This window comes from Flagellimonas rhodophyticola, from assembly GCF_049332665.1.
Taxonomy (GTDB): domain Bacteria; phylum Bacteroidota; class Bacteroidia; order Flavobacteriales; family Flavobacteriaceae; genus Flagellimonas.
The window spans coordinates 2,313,851-2,340,465 of sequence record NZ_CP186326.1; the positions used below are offsets into that span (position 1 = coordinate 2,313,851).

The 26,615-nt window shown below is 40.7% G+C and carries 14 protein-coding genes; 7 read left to right on the forward strand and 7 right to left on the reverse strand.

Annotation, left to right across the window (positions count from 1 at the left end; translation table 11 throughout):
* Position 1: 1 nt before the first annotated feature.
* The 5 genes from ACOKFG_RS10380 to ACOKFG_RS10400 all read left to right on the forward strand — a co-directional run bounded on the left by ACOKFG_RS10380 (position 2) and on the right by ACOKFG_RS10400 (position 10,180).
* Positions 2-1,774, forward strand: a complete 1,773-nt coding sequence (locus ACOKFG_RS10380; protein ID WP_422861181.1) for a sodium:solute symporter family protein — start codon at positions 2-4, stop codon at positions 1,772-1,774.
* A 223-nt stretch (positions 1,775-1,997) separates the two neighbouring features.
* Complete coding sequence (gene acs, locus ACOKFG_RS10385; protein ID WP_298789340.1) at positions 1,998-3,905, forward strand: acetate--CoA ligase; 1,908 nt, start codon at positions 1,998-2,000, stop codon at positions 3,903-3,905.
* A gap of 348 nt (positions 3,906-4,253) precedes the next feature.
* Positions 4,254-5,486: a M14 family metallopeptidase gene (locus tag ACOKFG_RS10390; RefSeq protein ID WP_422861182.1), complete on the forward strand. Its 1,233-nt coding sequence runs from the start codon at positions 4,254-4,256 to the stop codon at positions 5,484-5,486.
* A gap of 26 nt (positions 5,487-5,512) precedes the next feature.
* The gene (locus ACOKFG_RS10395; protein ID WP_298789342.1) at positions 5,513-8,746 is read left to right on the forward strand and encodes a SusC/RagA family TonB-linked outer membrane protein; all 3,234 of its coding nucleotides are present in this window, start codon (positions 5,513-5,515) and stop codon (positions 8,744-8,746) included.
* Between the two features lie 12 nt (positions 8,747-8,758).
* Positions 8,759-10,180: a SusD/RagB family nutrient-binding outer membrane lipoprotein gene (locus ACOKFG_RS10400; RefSeq protein ID WP_298789343.1), complete on the forward strand. Its 1,422-nt coding sequence runs from the start codon at positions 8,759-8,761 to the stop codon at positions 10,178-10,180.
* Positions 10,181-10,274: 94 nt separating this feature from the next.
* Here the strand turns inward: ACOKFG_RS10400 and ACOKFG_RS10405 are convergent, their stop codons facing one another.
* Genes ACOKFG_RS10405 through ACOKFG_RS10415 form a run of 3 tightly spaced genes read right to left on the reverse strand, consistent with a single transcriptional unit; the run spans position 10,275 to position 13,795 of the window.
* Positions 10,275-11,849 carry a D-aminoacylase gene (locus ACOKFG_RS10405; protein ID WP_298789344.1) on the reverse strand — a complete coding sequence of 525 codons (1,575 nt, stop codon included), beginning with the start codon at positions 11,847-11,849 and terminating at the stop codon, positions 10,275-10,277.
* A gap of 53 nt (positions 11,850-11,902) precedes the next feature.
* Positions 11,903-12,766: an aminotransferase class IV gene (locus tag ACOKFG_RS10410; protein WP_298789345.1), complete on the reverse strand. Its 864-nt coding sequence runs from the start codon at positions 12,764-12,766 to the stop codon at positions 11,903-11,905.
* Positions 12,767-12,799: 33 nt separating this feature from the next.
* Positions 12,800-13,795 carry a hypothetical protein gene (locus tag ACOKFG_RS10415; protein ID WP_298789346.1) on the reverse strand — a complete coding sequence of 332 codons (996 nt, stop codon included), beginning with the start codon at positions 13,793-13,795 and terminating at the stop codon, positions 12,800-12,802.
* A gap of 107 nt (positions 13,796-13,902) precedes the next feature.
* On the opposite strand from ACOKFG_RS10415, the gene ACOKFG_RS10420 reads away from it, so the two are divergent.
* On the forward strand, positions 13,903-15,402 hold the full coding sequence (locus ACOKFG_RS10420) for a PLP-dependent aminotransferase family protein (RefSeq protein WP_299485028.1): 1,500 nt from the start codon (positions 13,903-13,905) through the stop codon (positions 15,400-15,402).
* 231 nt (positions 15,403-15,633) lie between these two features.
* On the forward strand, positions 15,634-16,164 hold the full coding sequence (locus ACOKFG_RS10425) for an O-acetyl-ADP-ribose deacetylase (RefSeq protein ID WP_422861183.1): 531 nt from the start codon (positions 15,634-15,636) through the stop codon (positions 16,162-16,164).
* A gap of 72 nt (positions 16,165-16,236) precedes the next feature.
* Here the strand turns inward: ACOKFG_RS10425 and ACOKFG_RS10430 are convergent, their stop codons facing one another.
* Genes ACOKFG_RS10430 through ACOKFG_RS10445 form a run of 4 tightly spaced genes read right to left on the reverse strand, consistent with a single transcriptional unit; the run spans position 16,237 to position 26,221 of the window.
* Positions 16,237-16,530 (reverse strand): hypothetical protein, encoded by a 294-nt coding sequence (locus tag ACOKFG_RS10430; RefSeq protein ID WP_422861184.1) that lies wholly within the window; start codon positions 16,528-16,530, stop codon positions 16,237-16,239.
* A 2-nt stretch (positions 16,531-16,532) separates the two neighbouring features.
* Positions 16,533-22,376, reverse strand: coding sequence for a DUF6443 domain-containing protein (locus ACOKFG_RS10435; RefSeq protein WP_422861185.1), 5,844 nt, complete (start codon positions 22,374-22,376; stop codon positions 16,533-16,535).
* Positions 22,377-22,380: 4 nt separating this feature from the next.
* Complete coding sequence (locus ACOKFG_RS10440; RefSeq protein WP_422861186.1) at positions 22,381-22,842, reverse strand: hypothetical protein; 462 nt, start codon at positions 22,840-22,842, stop codon at positions 22,381-22,383.
* A gap of 10 nt (positions 22,843-22,852) precedes the next feature.
* The gene (locus ACOKFG_RS10445; RefSeq protein ID WP_422861187.1) at positions 22,853-26,221 is read right to left on the reverse strand and encodes a hypothetical protein; all 3,369 of its coding nucleotides are present in this window, start codon (positions 26,219-26,221) and stop codon (positions 22,853-22,855) included.
* Between the last annotated feature and the right edge of the window lie 394 nt (positions 26,222-26,615).

Sequence of the window (26,615 nt, forward strand, 5' to 3'; positions counted from 1 at the left end):
TATGGGAATTCAAACTTGGACGTTTATCATCGTCGGAATCACTTTTGCATTATATATAGGAATTGCTATTTGGTCCAGAGCAAGCTCTACCAAAGAGTTTTATGTTGCCGGAGGTGGTGTCTCTCCCTTGGCAAACGGCTTGGCGACTGCAGCAGATTGGATGTCAGCAGCTTCTTTTTTAGGTATGGCGGGAATCATAGCCTTTTCCGGTTATGATGGTTCTGTATATTTAATGGGTTGGACAGGAGGCTATGTATTGTTAGCGCTCTTGCTGGCTCCTTATCTTCGAAAATTTGGAAAATTCACCGTACCTGATTTCATTGGAGATCGTTATTATAGCAATGTGGCGCGTACCGTAGCGGTTGTAGCTGCTCTTTTTGTGTCCTTTACTTATGTTGCCGGTCAAATGCGCGGAGTAGGTGTGGTCTTTTCTCGATTTCTTGATGTTGAGGTAAATACAGGCGTTTATATTGGGATGGCAGTGGTTTTGTTTTATGCCTTTTTAGGCGGAATGAAAGGAATTACCTATACCCAAGTTGCCCAATATTGTGTACTCATTTTCGCCTTTATGGTGCCAGCTATATTCATTTCCATAATGGCCACTGGAAATCCAATTCCGCAGTTTGGATTTGGTTCTGCTGGTGCGGACGGAGTTTACCTATTGGATAAGTTGGATGGATTGATGACAGACCTTGGATTCACAGCCTATACTGATGGCTCAAAGTCAACTATAGATGTATTTTTTATTACTGCGGCATTGATGCTGGGTACCGCAGGATTACCCCATGTTATTATTAGATTCTTTACTGTTCCCAAGGTAAAAGATGCACGTAAATCGGCAGGTTATGCGTTGTTGTTTATTGCAATTCTCTATACAACAGCTCCCGCTATAGCAGTGTTTGCCCGTACCAACTTGATGGAAACAGTTGAGAATACGCCCTATAAAGAAATACCTTCATGGTTTACCAAATGGGAAGACACAGGATTGATCGCTTGGATCGATAAAAACAGTGATGGAAACATTCAATACCTCCCTGGTGATGCCACAGAAGGGAAACCAATTTTTATTGATGCTAGAGGAGAACACGGACAACGTAGAATTTCAAATGCAAGCAATACAGCGAATGAATTGTATGTAGATCGTGATATTACAGTTCTGGCTAACCCGGAAATAGCAGGTTTACCCAATTGGATTATTGCTTTGGTTGCTGCAGGAGGTTTGGCCGCAGCTTTATCAACCGCCGCAGGACTACTTTTGGTAATTTCTACTTCAATTTCCCATGATTTGATTAAAAAACAGTTTGCTCCAGATATCTCAGACAAAAAAGAATTGCTAATAGCCCGACTTTCGGCAGTACTTGCAGTAATCGTTGCGGGATATTTTGGTATCAATCCTCCTGGTTTTGTGGCTTCAGTGGTCGCATTGGCATTTGGTCTAGCAGCTTCTTCGTTCTTCCCAGCCATTGTCATGGGTATTTTTAGCAAACGCATGAATCGGGAAGGAGCCATTTCGGGAATGATAGCTGGTTTGGGAATTACTTCCTATTATATCGCTAGGTTTAAATTAGGGTGGATTGGAGACCCGGAAAACAGCACTCCAAATGACTGGTGGTTTGGAATTTCACCAGAAGGTTTTGGAACTGTTGGAATGCTTTTTAATTTCGGTATAGCACTTGTGGTTTCTAGGTTTTATGCACCTCCTCCAGAGTCGGTTCAGGACATCGTGGAGAATATTAGAATTCCAAGTGGGGCAGGCGAGGCCATTGAACACTAAACATAAAAAATACTCCTTTACAATGAATTAAGCCTTTTTGACTCAAAAATGAAATCGTGAAAGGCCGTTATTGTAGTGCGGAAATCTCTGAGTTTATGTTATTCGTCGATGCAATTCTGTGAATAGCAGTGATAGGTATCACTTAGGTCGATAAACCTCTTAAAAATGAATTTGCAGCCTCTTTTTTGCTAAATTTAAAGCTCACAAATTTTGAGGACACCGCATGAGCAACTACCACATCAAACATCTGGAAGAGTACTTTCAGGTATATAGAAAATCAGTCAGAAATCCAGAGGCTTTTTGGGAAGAAATTGCAGAGGAACATTTTGTTTGGCGAAAGCGATGGGATAACGTTTTGGAGTGGGATTTTTCCAAGCCAGAGGTGAAATGGTTTGAAGGAGCAAAATTGAATATCACGGAAAACTGTTTAGATAGACATCTTCAAATTCGACGCGATAAAACGGCCATACTTTTTGAACCCAACAATCCAGAAGAGGAGGCCGAACATATTACCTACAAACAGCTTCACGAGCGTGTGTGCAAATTCGCAAATGTTTTAAAGGATAATGGAATTAAAAAAGGGGATAGGGTGGTAATTTATTTACCTATGATTCCCGAACTAGCAATTTCCATATTGGCCTGTGCCAGAATTGGTGCTGTGCATTCTGTGGTTTTTGCAGGATTTTCATCAACAGCGTTGGCAACTCGTATAAATGATTGTGATGCAAAAATGGTACTTACTTCCGATGGGTCGTACAGAGGCGGCAAAACTATAGACCTCAAAGGAATTGTAGATGATGCCTTGGAACAATGCCCTGGAGTTAACACGGTATTGGTTGCCAAAAGAACCAATGCAGACATACCGATGAAAAATGGGCGCGATCAATGGTTGCAGCCTTTACTGGACAGTGCCTATTCAGATTGTGCTCCCGAAATAATGGATGCTGAAGACCCTTTGTTTATTCTGTACACCTCTGGTTCAACAGGACGACCCAAAGGAATGATGCACACGACAGCTGGTTATATGGTTTATACGGCATTCACCTTTAAAAATGTATTCCAATACCGAGAGGACGATATATACTGGTGTACGGCAGATATTGGTTGGATTACGGGTCACTCATATATTGTCTACGGGCCATTGGTAAACGGAGCGACAACCGTAATGTTTGAAGGAGTGCCGTCCTATCCTGATTTCGGAAGGTTTTGGGAAATTGTTGAAAAACACAAGGTGACGCAATTTTATACAGCGCCCACAGCGATTAGAGCTTTGGCCAAAGAGAATTTGGATTTTGTTGCCAATCATAATCTTTCTAGTTTGAAAGTGCTGGGCACCGTGGGAGAGCCGATTAATGAGGAAGCATGGCATTGGTATAATGACCATGTGGGAGAGAAAAAATGCCCCATAGTGGATACCTGGTGGCAGACGGAAACTGGAGGCATATTGATTTCACCCATACCATTTTCAACTCCAACAAAACCAACATATGCAACCTTACCCATGCCTGGAGTACAACCTGCGTTAATGGATGAAAACGGAAAGGAAATAAAAGGTAATCAAGTCGACGGTCGACTTTGCATCAAATTTCCATGGCCTTCTATGGCCAGAACCATTTGGGGAGACCATGAACGGTACAAAGACACTTATTTTTCTGCTTTTAAAGGGAAGTATTTCACTGGAGACGGCGCTCTACGAGATGAGGTAGGCTATTATCGAATAACCGGTAGAGTGGATGATGTAATTATAGTTTCAGGACATAATTTAGGTACAGCACCTATTGAAGATGCCATCAATGAACACCCTGCGGTAGCTGAATCTGCTATTGTTGGTTTTCCGCATGATATTAAGGGTAACGCACTCTATGGATATGTTATTTTAAAGGAAACAGGAGAATCACGAGACCGTGACAATCTAAAAAAGGAAATCAACCAAATGATTACCGAACATATAGGTCCTATTGCCAAATTGAATAAAATTCAATTTGTGCCAGGATTGCCGAAAACTCGAAGTGGAAAAATCATGCGACGTATTTTAAGAAAAATTGCTTCAAAAGATACCAGCAATCTTGGGGATATTTCAACCCTGCTTAATCCAGAAGTTGTGGAAAAAATAATGGAGGAAGCTCTATAGTAAGTCAAAATATTTCTAAAAAATTGTTTTTTTAGAAATTAAGTGGATTATATAACTGCTAATTGGAAGACAATTGGAGTTGTGATTACTTTTTCAAATTCCGGAATTTACTTCCCTAGAATTGAGTAAATGAAATTCTGAATACCTTTCTTTTTGTAAATCAACATTCTTTATCAATATAAGCAGTTGTAAACAAAGTAAAAATACATCGGGATTTACCCTCCCATATTTCTTCCTCCAAATTGGTATGCTTTTAAACCAAGAATTGGTCTGTAGGCTGGATCAAAATTTAACTTTTCTTTATTATAACTAACTAGCTTAAAACCACTTGAATCCATGCTGAGCCACATGAGATTTTCTCGTCCTATTTTGGTCATAGGCCTTATTGTTTTTATAGTTTCTTGCTCAAGCTCTCGAAGTATAAAATTTCCAAATAAGGTAGACACAAAGGACAAACCAATAACCTTTCAGAATAAAAGGGTTGAATATGTGCCTGAAATGGAAATTTATGTCAGCAACGACTTTCCCAGTGCACGACTCAACGGTATAGGTATTAAGAATGATAGCACTATAGTTTTAAAAATAAAGCCAGAGAACACTCCAATAAACAACAGTGCATATTTTGCTTTTAAAACTTGGGGGAAGTCCTCAAGAACTACCTATTTCCAATTCGAATACCCAAAAGGTTACAAACATAGATATGTTCCTAAATATCAAATCGGTAACGGACTTTGGCAACAGGCCGATTCATTAATGTTGTCGAAAGAAGATAGCATCACCACTCTAAAGTTTAACATTTCCAAGGATACGGCCCTTATTGCAGCACAAGAGGTCATAAATACCCAAAAGGTCAAAGAATGGTATAGCTCGGTATCAAAAAAGCATGAGTCTGTATCAAGGTTGCATATAATTGGAAAAACCCATTTAGGAAGAGATATCCCAATGATGGACATCTATAACGGATCAAAAAATAACAAAGATATTATTGTATTGCTTACCCGGCAGCATCCTCCGGAGGTAACCGGTTTCTTGGCATTTCAAAGTTTTCTGGAAGCTCTTTTGGAGAGCGGAAAACTAACAAATGCTTTTCTTGAAAAATATAGGATTCTCGCCTTTCCTTTAATGAATCCGGATGGGGTGGATCTCGGACATTGGAGACACAATGCCGGAGGGGTAGATTTAAATAGGGATTGGAGTAAGTATCACCAACCAGAAATTTCAGCGGTCGTACATCAAATAGAACAGATTGTTCAAGAAGAAGGGGTAAAGGTATTGTTGGGTTTGGACTTTCATTCAACTTGGCATGATGTCTTTTACACCAATATTGAACGAGAAAGTACCAATTTACCAAGTTTTGTTTCAGATTGGTTTACCCAATTGGAAGCAAACATTCCTGATTATAAAGTAAATGAGAAAAGTGCTGTAAGCACTAGACCAGTATCAAAAGGTTGGTTTTTAAAGCGCTTCAATGCGGTAGGAATCACCTATGAGATAGGGGATGAGACCCCAAGAGATTTTATAACCCTAAAAGGAAAAGTATCAGCACATGAAATGATGAAACTACTAATTAATAACAACTAAATAGCAACTATCTAATTACTAAATCTATGAGAAAATCATTTTTTACGTTCCTACTGGCATGTTTTACGGTGGGGATTGGGCATTCCCAGATTTCAATTTCTGGTACAGTCTCCGATGACACAGGTCCGTTACCTGGGGCATCTGTTTTTGTCAAAGGAACTACCAATGGGACTACGACGGATTTTGATGGTAACTACACCATTGAAGTAAACCAAGGAGAGACACTTGTGGTCTCCTATATTGGTTATAGTACACAAGAAAGAACTGTGGACTCGGACACAACAATAAACTTTATCTTGGTACAAGATGCCGAGAGTTTGAAAGAGGTTGTGGTAACAGCATTAGGTTTTGTAGAACAGCGTGATAAGCTGGCATCTACTTATTCCAAAATTGACGCGGATAAATTGGTACAACCTGTGGAGAATAAAATTATTGATGGTATTGCAGGTAAAGCTGCAGGGGTATCAATAAACGCCACATCGGGTGATCCTGGTGCGGGTTCCAACATTCAGATTAGGGGGACAAGTTCATTAAGCGGATCAAGCCAACCTTTAATTGTTGTAGATGGTATTCCATTGAACAATGACAACCTTGCAGGATCGGGGGATGATGATCAATCAGCTGGTGTATCACAACAGTCCAGGTTAAACGATATTAACCCGGAAGATATCGAATCGTTTCAGGTTTTTAAAGGAGCTTCTGCAGGTGCCCTATATGGGTCAAGAGCTTTGAATGGGGTAATTGTAATCACCACCAAAAAAGGTAAAGCGGGTAAATTCAATGTTAACTACTCCACTGGTGTTTCTATTGATCAAATTTCAATTAAGCATCCTTTGCAAACCACTTTTGGACAGGGAAATGGAGGTAGCTTTGCTGCTGATGCCCAAAGATCTTGGGGGGATCGGATTTCAGAAAGAGCCGGTGGTGCTGACGATGTGGATACTTCCGGTCAATTCTTTGAATCCTTGGTTTCCGATAATATTATTTATCCCATTACCCAAAAGAACTCCCAGGAAATATTTACTGATAGAAACTTTGATCAGGTTTTCCAATCTGGTATAACCTATGACAACAAAATTTCCGTAAGCAGTGGAAATGAAAAAGGAACCTACTACATAAGTGCGGCTCATGTTAATCAGGAAGGTATAGTTAAAAGTAGTTTTTATAAAAAGACAAACTTTACAGTTAACCTCACACAAAACTTAACGGATAAGTTAAGAACAAATTTTAAGGCAAATTATGTACACACTGGCTCCAATAGAACGCAACAGGGTTCCAATACCGCTGGTCTCTATCTAGGACTTCTGCGTACATCACCGGATTTTGACCAATCCGATTATATCGGCAACTATCATAGCAGCTCAGGTTCTATTACTCCAAGTAGGCATCGTGGCTATAGAAGGTCCCTTGGAAGCAGTGATAATGTCATCTATAATAACCCGTTATGGACGGTTAAGGAACAAGAAAGTACGGCTAAAGTAAACAGATTGATAGGTACCGGAGAAGTTTCCTATCAATGGAACGACAATATAAGCACCTTGATTAGGGGTGGCGTGGATTTTTATGTGGACACAAGGGTTTACTTTTTTCCATACTATACCGCAGGCGCGGCAAGAAGGTTTGGTTTGTTAAATGATGAGACCATAAACAATGAGGAATTTAATGGAGACCTCATTACTAACTTCAACTACAAATTGACAAAGGACTTAAATACCAATGTCATTGTTGGTTTCGGTATTAATGATAGAAGACGTAAACGAATTTTTACAGAGGCAGACAATTTTATTGCCAACTTCAGGAACCCATTGGATGCTTCTGAGCTATCCGCAAGGGAAAATATAGGTTCTGAGACCACCAGAACCAGCAGACGAAACATCCGTTTCTATGGTACTGCGAATTTTGACTATGCAGACCAGTTGATATTGCAATTGGGTGGTGCCTATGAAAAACATTCTGTTCTACCATCATCGGACAATGGATTCTTTTACCCAAGTGCAGAATTGGGTTGGACCTTTACCAAGGCCTTAAAAGATTCAGGACCCTTATCATTTGGTAAGATCAGATTGGCATATGGCCAGGTGGCAAACGTGCCCATAGCACACAGGGAACAAACAGTTTTTGAGGTAGGTACTTTTTCCTCCTTCTCAGATGAGATTGCTTTGGAGAACTTCGGAGGTGGTTTTCAGTTGGACGAACGTTTAGGAAACTCCAACTTAAAACCTGAGATTAAAACGGAGTACGAAGTAGGTTTGGATTTGCGATTCCTAAGAAATAGAATAGGCTTGTCCACAACATATTACACTAATAAAACCGAGGATGTACTCTTAGACCTTGCTTTGGTTCCTTCTCTTGGTTTTGATGAGATCTATGCGAACGGGGCCACCATAGAAAACGACGGGCTTGAAATTGAGTTCAGATATGACTTCTTGAGAAAAGATGATTGGAGAGGTTCCATTGCCCTGAACTATAGTACCAATGAAAATATAGTAAGAGGTGTAAATGGTGAAGGCGAATTTATTCAAGAATTTTCAGAAGGTACATCCATAGAATCGGTTGCTATTGACGGAGAACCTCTAGGAGTCTTGTATACTCAAGGGGCCCTTAGAAATGCCGATGGAAGTTTGGTGTTGGACGCCAATGGATTTCCTCAGGTGGACACAGGTGGCAACTTGATTGTGGGTGATCCTAATCCTGATTGGAGAGGAGGTCTACAGTTTGACCTTTCATATAAGAATCTATCTCTGGCGGCATCTTTTGATACCAGTCAAGGAAATGACCTGGCACAGCGAACCCGATTTATTTTATCTTTCTTCGGAACACACTCAGATGTGGGTAATACCATTACCCTAACCGAAGATTTGGTGAATTTTGACGGGGATGTTTTCCCTGCCGGTTCCGTTGTGAGAGGTAATGTTGGAAATTTTGGCGGTGGGAATGTACTTCTTGATGAGGATTACTACACATCTCTATATGGTTTTGGAGATGGAAAGTTGAATGAATTTGCTGTAGAAGATGGAAGTTGGACCCGACTCAGGGAACTATCATTGACCTATACCTTAAATTCACAGAAATTCCAGAAGGCTACAGGCTTGAGTTCTGTGCAGTTTACGGCATCCGGGCGAAACCTGATTATCTGGTCAGATGTAGTCGGAATTGATCCTGATATTAACCAGTTTGGTGTGGGCAGGGCCCGTGGATTGGATTACTTCTCTAATCCTGGATCGAGAACGTATGCTTTTGGAATCAATTTTAATTTTTAAATGCAGGAAACTATGAAATCTATATATAAAATAATTTTATCATTGATTTTTCTAACATCGGCAACGGCATGTGACGATTACCTAGATGTAAATGAAAATCCAAATCAATTGGTGGAACTACCTTCGGGGGACCTAATGCTTGCCGGAACATTATTGGCCAATGCCCAGGTTCAACAAGGACAATTGGCTAGAACAAGTATGTATTACACAGGAGGTTTGATAGGCTTGCAATTGGTACAACAGACCTTATATAATTATGATTACACACCTGGAGACTCCAACGCCGTTTGGGGGCATTTGTACAATGGAATATTGGTTCAGAACAAAGAGATTCGTAGAATCTCCCCAGATGTGGGAATTTTGCAAGGAATCATTGACGTTAATGAAGCCATGGCCGTTGGTACAGCAGCATCTCTGTTTGGAGATATCCCTTACTCCACTGCAGTCCCTGATGACCCAGGTGTAAATTCAGAAGATCCAACGTTGGATGGACAAGCAGAAGTTTATGCTGCTTTGCAAACCTTGCTGGACAATGCCATTCCTAAATTACAGAATGGGTCAACAACTAGCGTTACCAATAGTCAGGACAATTATTTCGGTGGAGATGCTGATAGCTGGGTTACTGCGGCATATACATTGAAAGCTCGCTATTTCTTACAGACCAAGCAATATGCGCAGGCATTGGCGAATGTCGTAAATGGAATTAGCAGTAGCGCAGGAACAATGTCCTATAATCCAATTGGAGATGTTCCTGGTAACAGTAATATTCTCTTCAACTTTGTAAACAGTAGTAGAGCAGGGGATATGACGGGAGATGGAGCATTTTATAGGGATTTGATTGACCCAGCCAATGTTAACAGTAGAAATAATGCTAAAACTGATGAAACCGCACGAAGAAATTACTCTTACATAAGCGGAGATGGTGACCAGACTGGCGGAATTGATGATGCCACTACACCGATGAAATTGGTAAGCTATGAGGAAAACGTTCTCATCTGGGCGGAATGTTTGATAAGGGCGAACAATGATGTGCAAGGTGCAATCGATAAATTGAATGAGCTTAGGGCTTATCTGAATACAGGTGCTGCATTTAACCTGATCAATGGAGATGAGACCTTCCTATATGATGCCTATGTATTAGCAGATTTTGAAGCAGGAGGAATGGAAAATCCTGATAACATTGCTACCGATAGGGCAGTACTACGTGAAATCATCGAAGAAAGATATGTTACGGGCTATAGTACCTACATGCCTTTTAACGATGTAAGAAGATTGCGTGCGGAAACTGACCTTTTGGTACCTTTTCCTTTGAACAATACGACTACTACAGTTAATCCACAGCGTTTTCTGTATGCACAGGAAGAGATTAACAATAATGGTAATTTACCGAACCCGATACCGGATTTGTTTACGCCAACACCTGTTAATCAATGAGAAAGTTTAGTAGTTAGTTTTGAGTTAGCTTAGTTTTCTCATGCTTGAAAGGGATGCAATTTGCATCCCTTTTTTCTTTTGAAATAATTCCAAATTAATGTTTTTTTCGCAATACCTTACCTGCCTTCAAGCCTTTGAACTTTGACTCATCGATAGAAACTTGTCCATTGACCAACACAAAATGAATACCCTCAGGATATTGATGAGGTTCTTCGAATGTAGCCTTATCAATTATTGTATTGGGGTCAAAAATAACAAGGTCGGCCATCATGTTCTCTTTAATACTTCCTCTATTGGTCAACCCTAGAGAAGAGGCCGGTAGTTGCGTCATCTTATAAATTGCTTCTGGTAGTGTAATTACAGATTTTTCCCTTACATAATGCCCCAACACACGTGGGAAGGTACCATACCATCTAGGATGCGGGTGCCCTTGCCCTGGTCGCACAAGTCTCCCATCAGATGCAATCATGGTTTGCGGATGTTTCATGATTCGTTCAACATCTTCTTCATGCATAGCATGGTATATGCAAGATGCCCCACCATTCACTTGGGCTTCAATGACTAAATCGGCTCCATTTTCAAGGGTTGGTTCAAGACCTTTTAATTGGCACCAATACTCCAGTGTTTTTCCTTCCAGATTTCGATTCCATTTTACCTTGGCAAATTGAATTCGTTTTAAGTCTTCGCCACCTCTATCATTCAAAATGTTGAATATGATTCCAGATTTTATACTATCTCTCAATTCAGGATTTTGAACACGTTCTATAAAGGCTTCATTACCACCAGCCCTGGCCCAACCGGGAATAAGGACGGAAATACCGGTGTGGCTTGCATTATATGGATATTGATCCAATTTGATATCCAATCCTGCTGCACGTGCTGAATCCACCATGGCCAAGGTGACCGTACTTTTCCCCCACATTGGCTTTCCAATGGCTTTGTGATGGGTCAAAATAACCGGGATTTCAGCCTTTTCAGATATACTAATTGCTTCTTCTACAGCATCAAAGAGCCCCAAGCCTTCCTCCCTTAGATGGGATGTATAAATACCGCCCATTGAAGATGCTACTTTTGACAATTCTATTACTTCATCCACTTTGGAAAAAGCTCCGGGAAGATATTTGAGTCCAGTTGAGATACCAAAAGCACCTTCCTCCATTGCTTGGCTCACTTGTTCTTTCATCTTTTCCAATTCTTCTTCAGTGGGAGCCCTATTTTCCAATGCCATAACATTTTTCCGCACTTGATTGTGTCCGACCAAATATGCTATGTTCATTCCAACACCAATTTTATCCAAAGAGTCCAGATGAGTCTTAATGGGCCAGGGACTGCCCCCATCAGGGCCTCCCAAGGCGGTAGTAACCCCTTGTCGTACGTGACTTTCGCAATCGGATAAATTCAATATGGGATCTAAATGCGCATGCATGTCAATAAAACCTGGAGCAACCGCCATGCCTTTTGCATCAATTATGCGAGTCGCCTTAAATTCTGATAGGTCACCAATACCAACGATGACTGAATCCTTTATAGCGATATCGGCTTTAAACGCCGCACTGCCAGAGCCATCATAAATGTCACCGTTTAAAATAAGGATGTCATATTCCGGATTGTTACATCCGAGAAAAAGGACCACTCCGAAAATCAATTGAAATGCTACTTTACTTTTCATAATGTTAGTTTTATATGGAAATATCTTTGATAAATATATGGAGCAATGCGCACTTATAACGTTCCTTTATAGGTCCCCTTTACATCCAAAAATGCCTGTTGCAATTGCCTGGTAATGGGACCAATGTTGCCATCTGAGGTAAAGGAGTGTTCATCAATCCTACCTATTGATGCAACCTGGGTTGTTGTGCCCGTTAGGAATGCTTCATCCATTTTGGCTAGATTTTCTATAAGAACGGCCTCTTCCCTCACTTCAATAGCCATCTTTTCACATAACTGCAATACAATCTGTCTCGTAATACCATCCAATATATTAGTATCCGCCGGATGCGTATAAACAATATCGTTTTTTACAAAAAAGACATTACAATGGGACGCTTCTGTTATCCTTCCATATCTTATAAAGATAGCTTCGTACGATTCTTGCTCCGCTGCTTTGTCATTGGCCATTACGTTGCCTAGAAGTGAAGTTGTCTTTATATCGCATCTGTGCCACCTACTATCTTCTGTGGTGATTGCGTCAATACTTTTCTGGTTAATGTCCGGTAATGTCAATGGAATGGCATACATGACAATGGTTGGTTTGGCAGACTTTGGAAATGCATGTTTTCTAACAGCGACTCCGCGGGTAACCTGCATATATACCAAACAATCCACATCGCTTAGTTTGGAAGCGAAAAGTAATTTTTCAATTTCTTTAGGCAGTGTAGAAACATCAAAATCTAGATTTATTTTCTCAAGACAGCTTGCCAGTCTGAGTAAATGTTCCTTGCCATAAAAAAACGTTTTACCAATTTGAACCATTACTTCATAGATTCCATCACCAAACAAAAAGCCCCTGTCAAAAACTGATATTTGGGCTTCATTGTGTGGAACGATTTTTCCGTTTATGTATACTTTTTCAGGATAGTTGGCCATTTAAACAGCTAAAAATTTTGTTGTCGATTTCTTTTAATTTAGATATCCTGGGACACCAATAGTGGCCATTGTATGCAGTCCAGGAGCTGCTCTTAATATGCTTTTTACCGCATTTATGGTAATAGCGCATGTGGCAATATCCCCATTTATACCCGTATCAATTTCAGAGGTGAATGAAGGAACACCTTTTACCGTAATTCTATCATAGGACCTTGGTTCACCAACCGCGGCTTTGAAATGCATTTCTATTTTGCAGGTTCCATTCTGATAGCCGTGGGAAATCTGTTGTACCCCTCGCGCGTCACCTTTTTGAATTTCCATTGAAGGAGTTTTTAAATCATTCTCCGCAACTACCGGAATAAGGTCTTCCGTTACCTTATCAAGTTGAAGCCCTATGCTCTCGGCCAAGAAATATACGGATTCTTTGAGGCCTACGTGTCTAAGGGTGCCTTCAGCTTCTTTGGCTTTAAAGGAATTAAGGTCCAATCCGGCTCCGATTTTTTTCTGGAAAGGAATCCGTCTAGGGGTTGCATCCTGGATACGCTCGACCAAAATACTATCGATATTCTTGCAAACCGAACTTAGTACTGATGGTAAATAGTCCATTAAAAAGCCGGGGTTTACCCCAGTGCCAAGGCACGCTATGTTGTGTTTCTTACAAATAGCATCAATAGTTTTACTTGACTCTGGATTTTCTTCCCAAGGAAAAGAGAGTTCTTCGCAGGTAGACACTATAGGAATTCCTTGCTGTGCTACTTCTTCGATTTGAGTTTCCAGTTTTTTCACACTGGAAACTGTAGTTATGATAGCAACATCCGGTTTTGCCTTAAGTTTTTGCACTGCATTTTCAACGGAGTTCTCAACCAAGACATTGGAGGATTCCCCATTCATAAGCTTTCCAAAATCAGTTCCTTCCAATTGTTTGTCGATATCTACGGCTGCAACCGTACAAATGCTTTCTTTTTCTGAAATGTACCTACCAATTTGTTGCCCGAGAGGTCCTAATCCAATTTGTAATACTGTTATCATGTTTTTCTAAATGTTTAATATTTAGTCATTTAAAAGATATAAATCAATAATATAAAATGTTTTTCTACCTTTCCCATACCAATTTTTTTTTTCAATGCATTTCAATTTTGAAGACCAAACTCAATAGCTTACTTATATCCCACGGTTTTAATCCCAATAAAGGAAAGGATAGTCTATATATGAAGCTATCCAATGCGTTTATAAGTGCCATAAAGAAAAAGAGACTGGTAAAAGGATATCAACTGCCTCCAACCCGATTACTGGCCGAAGACATGCAAGTATCCCGCAGTACGGTAATCAAAGCTTATGAAATTCTTTGCATGGAAAATTATGTGTATGCGGTGCAAGGTTCGGGATATTATGTAAATGATATTAAGGACAAAAAGATCCGGTACAGTCTAAGGACGCAAAAAGGAATTACCCAATATCCCAAGATTTCGGAAAGAGCAGAACATTTCGGTTCCAACATATCCATAATGAACAGAGGGCATAACAAAGGCATTGCTTTTAGACCCGGTTTACCGCCATTGGATGTTTTTCCCGTTCGGCAGTGGCAAAATTTAACCAATAAATATTGGAAGGATATTCGATATTCCGATATGTCATACAGCCATACACTTGGCTTGGATTGTCTGAGACAGAACATTGCGGATTACCTAAAACTATATAGGAACATACAATGTGATTATTCCCAAATTATTATCGTAACGGGTTCACTGCATTCTTTGTCCATTATTGGGGATTTGCTTTTGAATAAAAAGGATGAAGTGGTTGTGGAAAACCCAACCTATGCCAATGCTCTGGCTGTTTTTAAAAGCCTAAAAGCCAAGATTATTCCCGCGGCTATTGATTCCGAAGGTCTGTCTTTGGATAGTTTGAGCCATGTTAAATTGAAAAGAGGCAAATTGATTTTCACTACACCTTCCAACCAATATCCTACTGGGGTTCAAATGAGCCTTAAAAGACGATTGGAACTTTTGGATTGGGCAGAAGAAAACAATATGATGATTATTGAAGACGATTATGATAATGAGTTTAGTAACTGGGAAACCCCAATTGCCTCGTTATATGGTTTGGACAAAGGCAATAGGGTTTTTTACCAAGGCACCTTCAATAAAATATTGCACCCCTCGATAAGATTAGGCTATTTGATTGCCCCTCCACATTATATCGATAGCATCAAGGCTATGTTTGAGCAATCATTACGATTTATTTCCCCTGCTACACAACGGGTCATGTCTGATTTTATCGAAAAAGATTATCTCAGCCAGCATTTACGTAAAGTGGTGCAAGTGGTCAAGGAACGCAAACAGTTTTTTGTGGACCAATTTCAACATGTTTTTGATGACACCTTTAAAATACAAGCCGCAAACCATGGACTGCATGTAATGGCCAAACTCCCTGAAAATGTGAATGATATCGAGGTTTCCAAAATGTTGATGAAAGAAGAAATTATCTCATTTCCTTACAGTAAGTATTTTATCAAAAAGAAAACGGAAAAGGGCCTGGTCATGGGTTTTTCTTCGGTAACCAAACCTATTATCAAACAAAAATTGGAAAAAATGTCAAGGGTTTTCTATGGATATCAATCCGATATGGTTTCATAAGAACGAGTGGCAAGTATGATATCTCTTACAATGAAAACATACCGCTAAAAACGCTTCTAGATTACCACATTGAAAGCAATAAGGGTTGTAAAGAAAAACCGGTAGCCGAAAAAATGGCTACTGTTTTTCAGTTGTTCAAAATTAGATGTCTGCGAAAACAACTAATTTACAACGTTATCCCTTTTAATCTAGACTTATTAGTTTTGATTTAGAAATTGCAGCAAGAAACAAATGAATATTAGACTAAAAAAAGGAGATATTACAAAATCAAATGTGGACGCTATCGTAAATGCAGCCAATACTTCATTACTTGGAGGAGGTGGAGTTGATGGTGCAATACATCGCGCAGGTGGTAATACAATTTTAGAAGAATGTCAAAAAATACGCAATAGACAAGGTGGGTGCAAAGTTGGGGAAGCTGTTATAACATTTGGTGGTAACCTATCTTGTAAATATGTTATACACACAGTAGGGCCTAAATGGAATAACGGCAAAAATAATGAAGAAAACCTTCTGCTATCAGCATACCTTAATAGTCTGCGATTGGCCTTAAATTATGATATAAGTACCATTGCATTTCCTAACATTAGTACAGGCATATTTGGCTTTCCAAAAGAAAGAGCTGCAAAAATAGCATTTAAAGCAATTAAAGAGTTTTGCGAGACACCTAAAAAAATAAGCGAAATTACATTTGTTTGCTTTGATGATGAAAATTATACTCTGTATAAAAAAAAAATAGAATCGTTCGACCCAAAGAAGTAGCGAGTTAAATCTCCCAACTACTTCTTTGGTCAACCTTTAGCTTGGAAAGAAGTGAAGAAATCTATATTTCCTTTATAAAATCAAACTTTCCAGTTTTTTAAAAGAACTTTCCAATTCTATTTTTTCATCTGGTGAATGCAGAACATTTAGCAACTCCTTTTGATTGTTATTGTCCCATACATGTATTCCTGTCCAACCCAAGCTCCAAAAATCAACTGTACCATCTTTTTTTTCTGAATTAAACTCGACTTGAATCAGAGAACCCAAATCCCCTTCTTCCTCGAACGATTTATACTTCAAATCATAGTTTTTAAAAAGTGGTGCAAAACTCTTTTTAAACCATTCTATATTTTTTAACTCTCCCATATTTATTTAGTTGCTAAAACCTTTGTTATATTTCGCACTTCAGGAAGCATTGCCCCTCCTTGTTTTTGTAATGAACTTTGCATTGCCTTGCTTGAATTAGGCCCTATGGTCTTAAACCAATTTGCTCTTCCTCCTTGTATAAGACTTGTTGCAGGAACTTGAAACTCCACATATACCGAACCCGCTTTAGCTGCGGTAAAAGAAGTACTCCCTCCTGTGGAAACAAAAGTTTGTCCGCCTGCACCTTCAACCATACGTCCCGTTTCCCTCATTACTGCCAATTCGTCTGCAGACATCCATCTTCCTACTGTAACCCATTTTGAACCAGCTCCCGCAGCACCTGCAACTCCTGCAGAAAAAGGAGTTCTAGCTCCGCCTACAGGGGCTCTGACTGGAAAGAAAATATTCCCAACAAAAACCACGCCATAAGAAATGAATAGATTCTTTGTCAGCATTGTGACTTCTGCATTGTGGTTACGGATAAAAGCGTTGTACGCTTCCGTTGTTTCGGCAACAATACCTCCATTTCTAGTAAAGGTAAAGCCCATTGCAGATAGCATATTTTCAATATCACCAACAGAGGCATCAGAACCCCCAACCCAGATTTTTCCTTGTCTTGTTAGGTCTTTGTTTCCATCTATTAATTCAACTCTTCCTGTTTTAAGGTCTAAATAGTGATTCTTGCATTCTTCACAATCAGCAGTCTGACCACTATTACTAGAAAAAGTACCATCATTATTGTTTGTCCATTTGGTTTTGCCATTACCTGATCTATTAAACAAATCCGTTACGAACTGTGTAGCATCAGCTCCACTTGGATCTGACCAGAACACGGGATTATTATCAAAAGCTGAGTATGTGGAATACTCAAAATGAGTAACAGGATCAATACTCGTCCATCGAGCAACTGCAGGATCGTATCGTCTTAAATCCATCTCGTACAACCCAGAAGTCTCATCTAGCTCAATCCCATTATACTTCCACCGATTCGCCACACTATTCCCTAGCGAAGAGGTGACCTCATTGTAACCTTTGTGTTTAAGGCCAAAGGGGTAGTAGTTGTTTTCCTCCACAATTTCACTTGCATCTACACTACCGTTATCATTGCCATCTTCATAGCTTAAGCGTATGTTGCCCAAATGGTCTTTATATTGGTATACATAGTTATAATCACTACCGTCTTTGTATACATACCCTTCGGGGTGGCTAAAAAACTGCAATGTCGTAGAGGTGGTATTCCCTGAATACACATAGTTACCAGCATATTCTGTCACAGAACTTCCCGCGGTCTTTTTTAATTTAACACCCGTGGCATCATAAATATACGAGATCGTTCCCCCGCCAAGGGTAACTGAAGTGGGTAAATTAAGGTGGTTATACCCAATATTCGATGAAATGCCCTTATTGGCATCAGTAAGCATATTACCGTTGGCATCATAGGTGTATTCGGTACTGGTATTGGCGCTATCGACAAAGCCATAGGTGTCGTTGCCATTGTCCAATACCTTGGTAAGCTTATTGCCGCTATCGTAGGTATACACCAGATTGTCCATGGTACCAAAGCTGGTGGCCCCAGCATTGGTATGCCCCTTACGAGTTAAGGTGAGGATATTGCCATTTTTGTCGTAACTAATACCACTAACATGGTAATTGGTACTATTGGCGGTTGCGGCCTCTATTCGGTTCAAAGCGTCGTAATCGTATCGATACCATCGCAGAGTGTTGTCGTTGGCCGTTTTCCACTCAGTTTCGGCAATATTACCATTGAACAAGGGGGTTCCACTATGATCGGCCGTGTTATAATTTAGATCAAAGGCAAAGAGATCCCCTCCCAGATTGTTGGGGTTGTTGATTTGTTTTAACCAACCGCGTACATTATACGAATAGTCGACCGTTTGAAGTCCACCCCCGGTCTCTTTGGAGATCAGTTGCCCGATTTCATCGTAATTGTTTTTTACCAAAGTTTCGGTGGTACTTCCAATGGTCTGTTTTTGCTCGACCAACCTACCCATATGATCATAGTCAAAGATATCGGTGGTTACTATGGCCGGATTGCTGTCCTTGGTATGAGTGGTCTTTGTCTCCAAGGGCTTACCAGGGAAGTCCAGTTTGGTTTCGACCAAATCGATAGTATTCAAATAATCGTTAATGCTTTTGGTCCAAATGGGTCTTTTCTTCAAATCATAACCGAACATGGTTGTAATCCAATCGTTGGTCCCCAAAACCCTAACTTTTGTTCCTGTAGCCAACCCTTTTACTGCAAGGGTAGTGGTCTGCCCTAATACACTTGATGGTAGACTCAATCCAGGTCTGTCAAATACATAGTCATCATAATAATTTATAGTGAATACCTGATTATAACTAGTAGGATAAGCGTCATTGCTATAGTACACATTTGTGCCTGCCAGGTTTAAAGCAGAGCTACGTTTTTCTTCATAAGTGGCTAAGGTATTATCAGCAGCATTTTGAAGTGCAGTTCTTGTACTGCTTGTATTGTCATCTCTTCCTGTGAAGATGACCCTTCCAAAGGCATCATATTTCGTAAAAAGCCACTGGTTCAAGGCCTTTAGGTTTTCATCTCTGGTCATAATAGGCCTGTCTAACTTGTCGTAAACAATTTCCTCCCATCCTTTGCCCGGAATTTTCTTTTCCACCAAACGGTTACGATGGTCATAAACATATTGGTAGCAAAGCTCCGAAAGCTCCGTAGCAGAGATACTGCTGTCATGTACCACCTTTGGTGGTAATACATAGGTAAGATTCCCATAGTCATCGTATACATAATAGGTGTCGTGTGCTCCACTGTTATAAGTTCGTTTAAGCACCACCCGGCCCTGTTTATCCGTAAACTCCTCCGTGGTATGATCTGTGCCGGAAGCCCAGTTTTCATCCTTGGTTACATTTTTGTAGAGCTCATCTGCTCCATAATATCCATCCGAAACAAGAGTAGGGGTATAGGTATTGTTGGCAAAGGCGAGGGTAACCCGGTATCGCCTAACCTCATTGGCCGTATTGTTTAGGTAGTCAAAACGTATGGTATGCCCATTGCCCATCTTCCAATCCTTGCCTGGTGCTGCTTGTTCCAACACACGGTTTAGCGGAGAAGCTTCGAGAGCTTTTTCAGCGTAGGCATTGATATCAGCTACATTACTTACTCCTGGAAAATCCGACGCATAGTTGTCCTTGTAATACTGTTGTATTTCGGTGGATACATCTCCTCTATAACTACCCAGGTTTCCTGTTGATTTATGATAGGGTAACCATTCCTTGTCTTGTCGACCGAAGGCATCATAACTCATGTGAGTGATTACATCTTCGTTCTTTCCGACGGTGAACATTTCTTGGAGTGGAATTTCATTACCATCTACCACTTCCAAAATGGGTTGGTAGAAGTATTGACGCACGTTTACATCAGTGCAGTAATAAAGATAACTGCGGAATCTAGAGGTAGTGGTGTCTGAGCGCCATTTGAACTCGGTACCATCAATGACCCGATTCCCCTGCATATCATATACCCCGCTGACTCCTGTATCCGTACTTCCATGGGTATACGGGTGTATGATTCCGACCAAAAGGTACCATTCCCCAAGTTGTGGTGGATCTCCGTACCAGAAATAGGGATTGCTGTTTGCGCTCCCGCTAAGGTTATTGACATTTTGTGTGCCATGGTATGAACTACCGTTGTTGGATTGGTCTCGTCGCATCCATACCATGTAGCGATAGGTCTTGGTCTTGTCCACATTGAAATAATCCGTATTCCACCCTCCATCGGAACCATGATCTGGCTCATTTCCGCACTGCCAAATCAAATCTGTCTCCCCAAAAGGATTTGGGCCATAAAAACGCTCATTTTCCGCAACTGTTCCATTTCTATTGAAAAAGTTGGTGCTTCCTGTTCCTACGGTCCAGTCCATGGTCCATTCGGCAGGAGTATTGGGACTTGCAGCCTTGGTTGCTGTACCCGATGCTTTTACCGAAACTTGTTGTGTGGTCCGGCCAAGACCGTCAAAATAACTCACGCTTTCCAATACATCGCTGTTTCGTTGTATACTGCTAGAAGAAGACATGGCCATCTGATAGCTACGGGTGCTTACATAGTTCTCATCACTTGGGGTGGGTGCCACATAATCACAGCCATTGTTGGATCCTGGTCTTTCAGGACATTGATCTGTAGAATTGTTGGCGTACCCTAAGGGTTTAAAGCTAGCATAAAGCGTAGTAGCTCCATCTCCAAAACCATCGCCGTCCGCATCACTGTAAAAGGTCTGTGGGGCAACATTGGTAATCATCACTGTGGTATCGTCATGGTCCGAACTGTTGGAGACGTAGCCTGAAGGCTGGGTACAGGCATTAGTTGTACTACCAGAATCACCATAACCATCTCCGTCCGTATCAGCATAGAAGAGAGGCCCAGCGGTTACGGTGACCTTTACAGAACCGGTATACTTGGTCTCTCCACAGGAAATAGCACGTCTCCTATACCAACGATCTATGGTAAGACCACTGGGAGGATCATAACTGGTGGAAGTACCTCCACTGATATTGGTCCAGCCACTGCTTCCGTTGTTTGAATATTGCCATTGGTAACTATAGTTACCGTCACCTCCTGAAGCAGTGCTGCCGTTTGAGATTACACTTGGGTTTTCACCACTGCATATGGTATGGGCGCCGGTGATGCTTCCTGCTGAAAGACTAGAACGAACGGTCACTTTAATGTTTCCGGTATATTTGGTCTGGCCACAAGAGATGACCCGTCTTCGATACCATCGGTCTGCCGTTAGCCCACTTGGTGGGTTGTACGTTGTGGAGGTTGCTCCGCTGATGTTTGTCCAACTGCTGCTTCCGTTGTTTGAATACTGCCATTGATAGCTGTAGCTGCCATTTCCTCCAGATGGTGATGAGCCATTGGACAAGGTACTAGGGTCTCCCGAATAGCATACTGTTTGTGTACCGCTTATACTTCCCGCTGAAAGGTTTGGATATACGGTGACCTTTACGCTACCTGTGTAGCTGGTTTGTGAGGCACAGGAAACCCTTCTTCGATACCATCTGGATGCTGTTAACCCTCCTGGAGGATTATAGGTTGATGAAGTGGCCCCGCTGATATTGGTCCAACCACTACTTCCGTTGCTCGAGTACTGCCACTGATAACTATAACTTCCACTGATTCCACCTGCGGAAGCGGAATTTCCCAAGGTAGAAGGGTTTCCACCATAACAAATGGTTTGTGCATTATTAATGCTTCCTGCGGTAAGATTTACCATGGACACATACCGTGACCCTGAAGAAGAACTCCAAACACCACTACTGTTTCGTGCCCGAATATAGTAGGTGCCCGTACCTTCGTTAGCTGTAAAGGTACTACCGCTGCCTTTTGAAGTACTGGTGCCACTGGAGCTTTTGCCTTGCCAATACCAAGTAACACCACTTGGCGGACTGCCGCTTCTAGTTAGTGTGGCTTGACCACATCCATTTGAAGTAATCGTCGGATTACCTGGTGTGGTAGGTGCTGGTTGCGTTACGCTAACGGATTTTTGCACAAAATGAGAGTTGTAAAAATAATCGACAACGTCAACACGCACGTAGCTGCTGCCAGTACTATTCCATTGCACCTGAATAGTGGTTGTTCCTGGATTAGTGGATGTCTGGATTGAACCTTGACTGCCCGTGCTCCAACTGGTCTGAAAAATGTTACTTCCTATTACCGAGTAGGTCTTGGTCTCTCCAAGAGATGCCCCTATTGGTCCGGACATACTATATTGTGCATTGATGGCCGTACCAAAGAAAATGGTTACTATAAAGCTCAAAAATGTCAGCTTTGCTATTTTTTTATGATAGAAATCCATATTCTTAGTTTTTTAGTTTTTTGAAATACCATTCAGGAAGCACTGGTTTTGCCTCACCACTTACAATCGGTTTAAGAATCAAGTGCGTTTGGGTAAGGCTTTGAATATTCAGCGGATATTTATTCCCACTCGGATCAACAATAACTAGACTGTTGTTATTGTCGGCAGCCCATGTTCCGGTGGACCTGCGGCCATCTGCCAGCTGTTGCGCGAAGCTACCATCATCACCAAAGAAGATTTTCCTTCCCCGATAAGCGGCTTCAAAGGTTGATTTTTGCTGTGGAACGCTATCAAATCGTGCCTTGGAAGTGCGTTCTATCTTGGTAACAGAAGAAGTATAATCAAATTCCCAAGTGCCAATAAGTGGATGTACTTCTTTTTTCTGAGCTAGAATGGCCGTGTTGCAGAATATTGCCAGAATCAGTATGGTGATATATTGCTTTAAATGTGCTTGTTTATTTTTCATGGCTTAGTTTTTAGTTTTGGCCTTTATAGTGATATTCATAATCGCTGACTAAATTGTTGTCAGCATCCCTGATTTCTTTGAGCCTATTGAAATCGTCATACTCATAATACATAGTATAGCCACTGGGGTCAGTAGTACTAGTTATACCAAGCAAGAGATCATAGGTGTAAGTAGTCACAAGAGCTGATGACATTGTGCTGTGATTCCTTATAAAACCTAAACTGGTTCTTAAATTACCCTCTGCGCCATTAACCCCGTATGTTCTATCATTGTCAGCATTTGATGCAGTTATAGCAGAATCAATAAGAACCTGAAGACTTGATGTAATCTGGGACGCTTGAACATTCTCTAATTTGGCTATGGGAAGTGTGCCACCGTATCCCCAGATATAATAGATATGCGACCCATTCGCCTGGCTTACTTCTATGGGATTTCCTCTGCTATCATAGCCATGGTAGATTAGTCTACTCTCCAATGGATTGGACGAGGAGTTGTAGATACCCTTTAAGGTTTTGACGGATTCCGGTAATACCAAATCGTTTCCAAGGTCGGAGAAGAGGGTTCTGTTTGTTGAGGTGGATACCACCGTTCCACCTGAATTTTTAACCTCAGTAACGGTTTGGACAGGAATACTTACTTGATGCAGATCAGTTGTTTTAAGTCTATCTATATTATTTTTCTCTTGAGTGGAAAGTGCGGGTAGCCCCAAAGCGGTTGAGGTATCCACATCATCCGGATAAAACATTTCTTGAGCTACGGTATAACCATCACTTTTTGTGGTCTCGGTACGTGTGGGTTGCAAGTGCGTTTCGTTGTCATAGAAAATGGAAGTGGTTTGTGTAACTTCATTACCACTTGCTTCTTTTGTTTTCTTAACGGTGGAGTTAACCAGCTTTGCACCCGTGAAGATTGGATACTCAAATACAAGAAAGCGTCCTGCTGGGCTTACTAGGTTTGGTACTGTGCAGTCCCCAGAAATCGATTTGTAATGCACGATCTTATACATTTTATAACTTTCATCATACTTTTTTATGGTATGTCCGGTGGTCTCTTTAGTGATATAGTCAGAGGCACCTTCTGCGTAAGTTGTTGCGGATGTATTTTGTCCACCCATCCAATCTTTTTTGAGCATCATTATGCCGCCTTGATAGGATGAAGGCGTTGGCATTATCGCATCTGTTTGAATATCATAGGTGTAGGTGGTTCTTCCTTTGCTATTGTCAGAGCCGTCCACAGATAGTTCATTAACTGAACCATAAACCACAGGACTTCCTCCATTTAAAGTCAGGTTCCGAACAGTCCCGCCATAATAAAACCTTCTTGTTGTACTATTGCTTAAGCATGATGAGGTTCCAGATCCGGCCCCTCCCCAACTACAAAAGGACCATTTTTCAATTTCAGTATCCAAATACTGCTCTTTGATAAACACTTCAGGAGTAATCAGGGTTTCATTGTTGTATTCATATTTTTTGGAAAAAGCCAAAACATTGTTCTCACTGAAGGATTTTATCTGTTGTATACGTAATCCCCCAGCAAGTTTGGTTACCTGAGTTTGCGTGGTACTTTCTTCCTTATAATCGATATCGGCTATCATATAGGCTGCATTATCAAATTCACTGGAGTTGGATGTTCCCTCGGCTTCTGCTTTTAAGGTATAAGTAACCCCTTTATCCAACCAGACTGGGGGGAAGGAAAAGTTAACTTCTGGGGGGCTCATGGGATATGAATAGGTTTGGGGATCAATTCTGTGATCAATCATATAGCCTGAACTTCCGACTCTTTGCAGAGTAATTCGGGGATAGACACCTGAAGTACTGTTTCGGTCAGATGCTTCAATCGTTACGGTAGCATAACCGGAATAGTTGGGGGTAAAAACCTCAGTATCCTCTAGATATACACCATCCCCAATTACATTTTGTTGACCAACCGCAAAGACATTTTTATTCTTTGTAATCAACGCAGCTTCGGTGGTTTCATATTCATGTGGTTCGTAGTTGAATTCGGTATATCCGCCAGTGGGATATGTAATTTTGTTGAGTATCCCAGCCTTCATGAATGAAGCATCTGGATTCCTGTCTGCAGTTCCAATATTATTCCCAAAATATTGATTGGGTTGAAGGGGAACCAAGGTAAGATTGGTGTTTTGTCCATTATAATATCCCCAAAAATCTTTGCCATTAGTTTCAATTGGAGGTAGCATGGTATTGTCATATCCGAATATGTGTTTTTTTGGGTTGAGCCCATTTTTATCCAGTTCATGGAGTTCTGTCAACTTTAAACGATAACGTTTTGCAGCAATCGGATTGGCCGGATAGACGGTACTATGGCTTGAATAGAAATAGTTATGTAAAAAACTAAAGCTTTTAATTACATCATAAGCTTGACTGTTTTTTTGGTATATTTCTACTTCGATTAACCTATCCTGTGATTTATCCTGGCGATCTGCTAATCGATTGAATACGACTTTTCCACTTGGGAAAATGATTTCCTTTATTCTTTTTGGATTTTGAGTGGTCTGAACTTGAGAGGATACGGTTCCTTGTCCCGAATGAACATTGGAGGAAATTGAAGGTGGGCATGTACTTAAATTAACGTCGTTACCTGTGCTCTCACTATAGTTGTATTGGTTGTTTGCAAAAGGAGTTCCGGTTTCATAGGTGTACGAAATTGAATCGAGTTTATTCTTTGAGGTAACTTTTGAAAGATGCCAAGAAGAGATATAATCTTGTTCGGTTCCTGTTCCCAGTGGATTTCCAAGACTGTATGTTACGGATTGCGTTCTTTCAATATCATTGAATTCATATGTAGCGCCTTCTTTTGTAACAATGGTAAAGGTGCCAGACGAGTAAGTTATATCGATAGGTGCTTGATCTATTAAACGTACATTTTTGCTTCTGTCAAAAAAGAACTTTCCAGAATATCCTGCAAAGTTGTAGTGATAGATGTCTGACTCAGTATCCCGTTGTCCTGAGGCCGCATCTTCATAGAAATCAAAATCGTATACCAAAGCATTCAATTCTGGGAGTGTGGATATCAGGAAACCAAAGCCTTCATCATCGGGTATGCCACGTGGGATTTTTGAGATGGATCCACCTGTGCTCAAAGACCATCCCAATCCAGCCCAAGAGGCAATTTGGTCTACCTGAATACCAGATGCATGGTAGGACAACGAAATTGGAATTTGAACTTCCTTAGCTGTAATGGTATAAAGGGGTATTGAAATATTTGGAACCCCGGTGTACATCCCAACGGGATATTCCCCATATTTAATGAACTCTTGTGCCTCCGGTGAAGGCGGAAGGTAATCTTGCACTTTTGTAATATCCTGTGCCCATGCTGCAGTAGCAAAACACAGAAAAAGTAAAACGGTGTTTTTCATTTTAAAAAGGATAAATGTTTTTTGATTTTAGGATAGTGATACCTCAACCTTTTTGTCAAGGCTCAACAGATAATACCCGTTACGGATATAAGAATTTAATACCAGCCTAAGTTTAATATAGGCATGTGAAGGACCTGAAGCTCAACAACTGTCGTCGCAGACTTATAAATTCTATTAAGAAATACTTGCTTAAGAGTTTAGGATGAATTCAATATGGAATTCGCGGCATTAAGAGCTATCTATAACCAACAAAAATAGATTGAAACCAAGTTGGCAGAAACATACGGAAACAGAGGTTGAAAATGGCATAATGCTAGGATTATATATTGGTTGTTACTGCATATTTGTAGGATACGTTAGTAAAAATTTGGAGTAAGAAAATTACTAATAAATA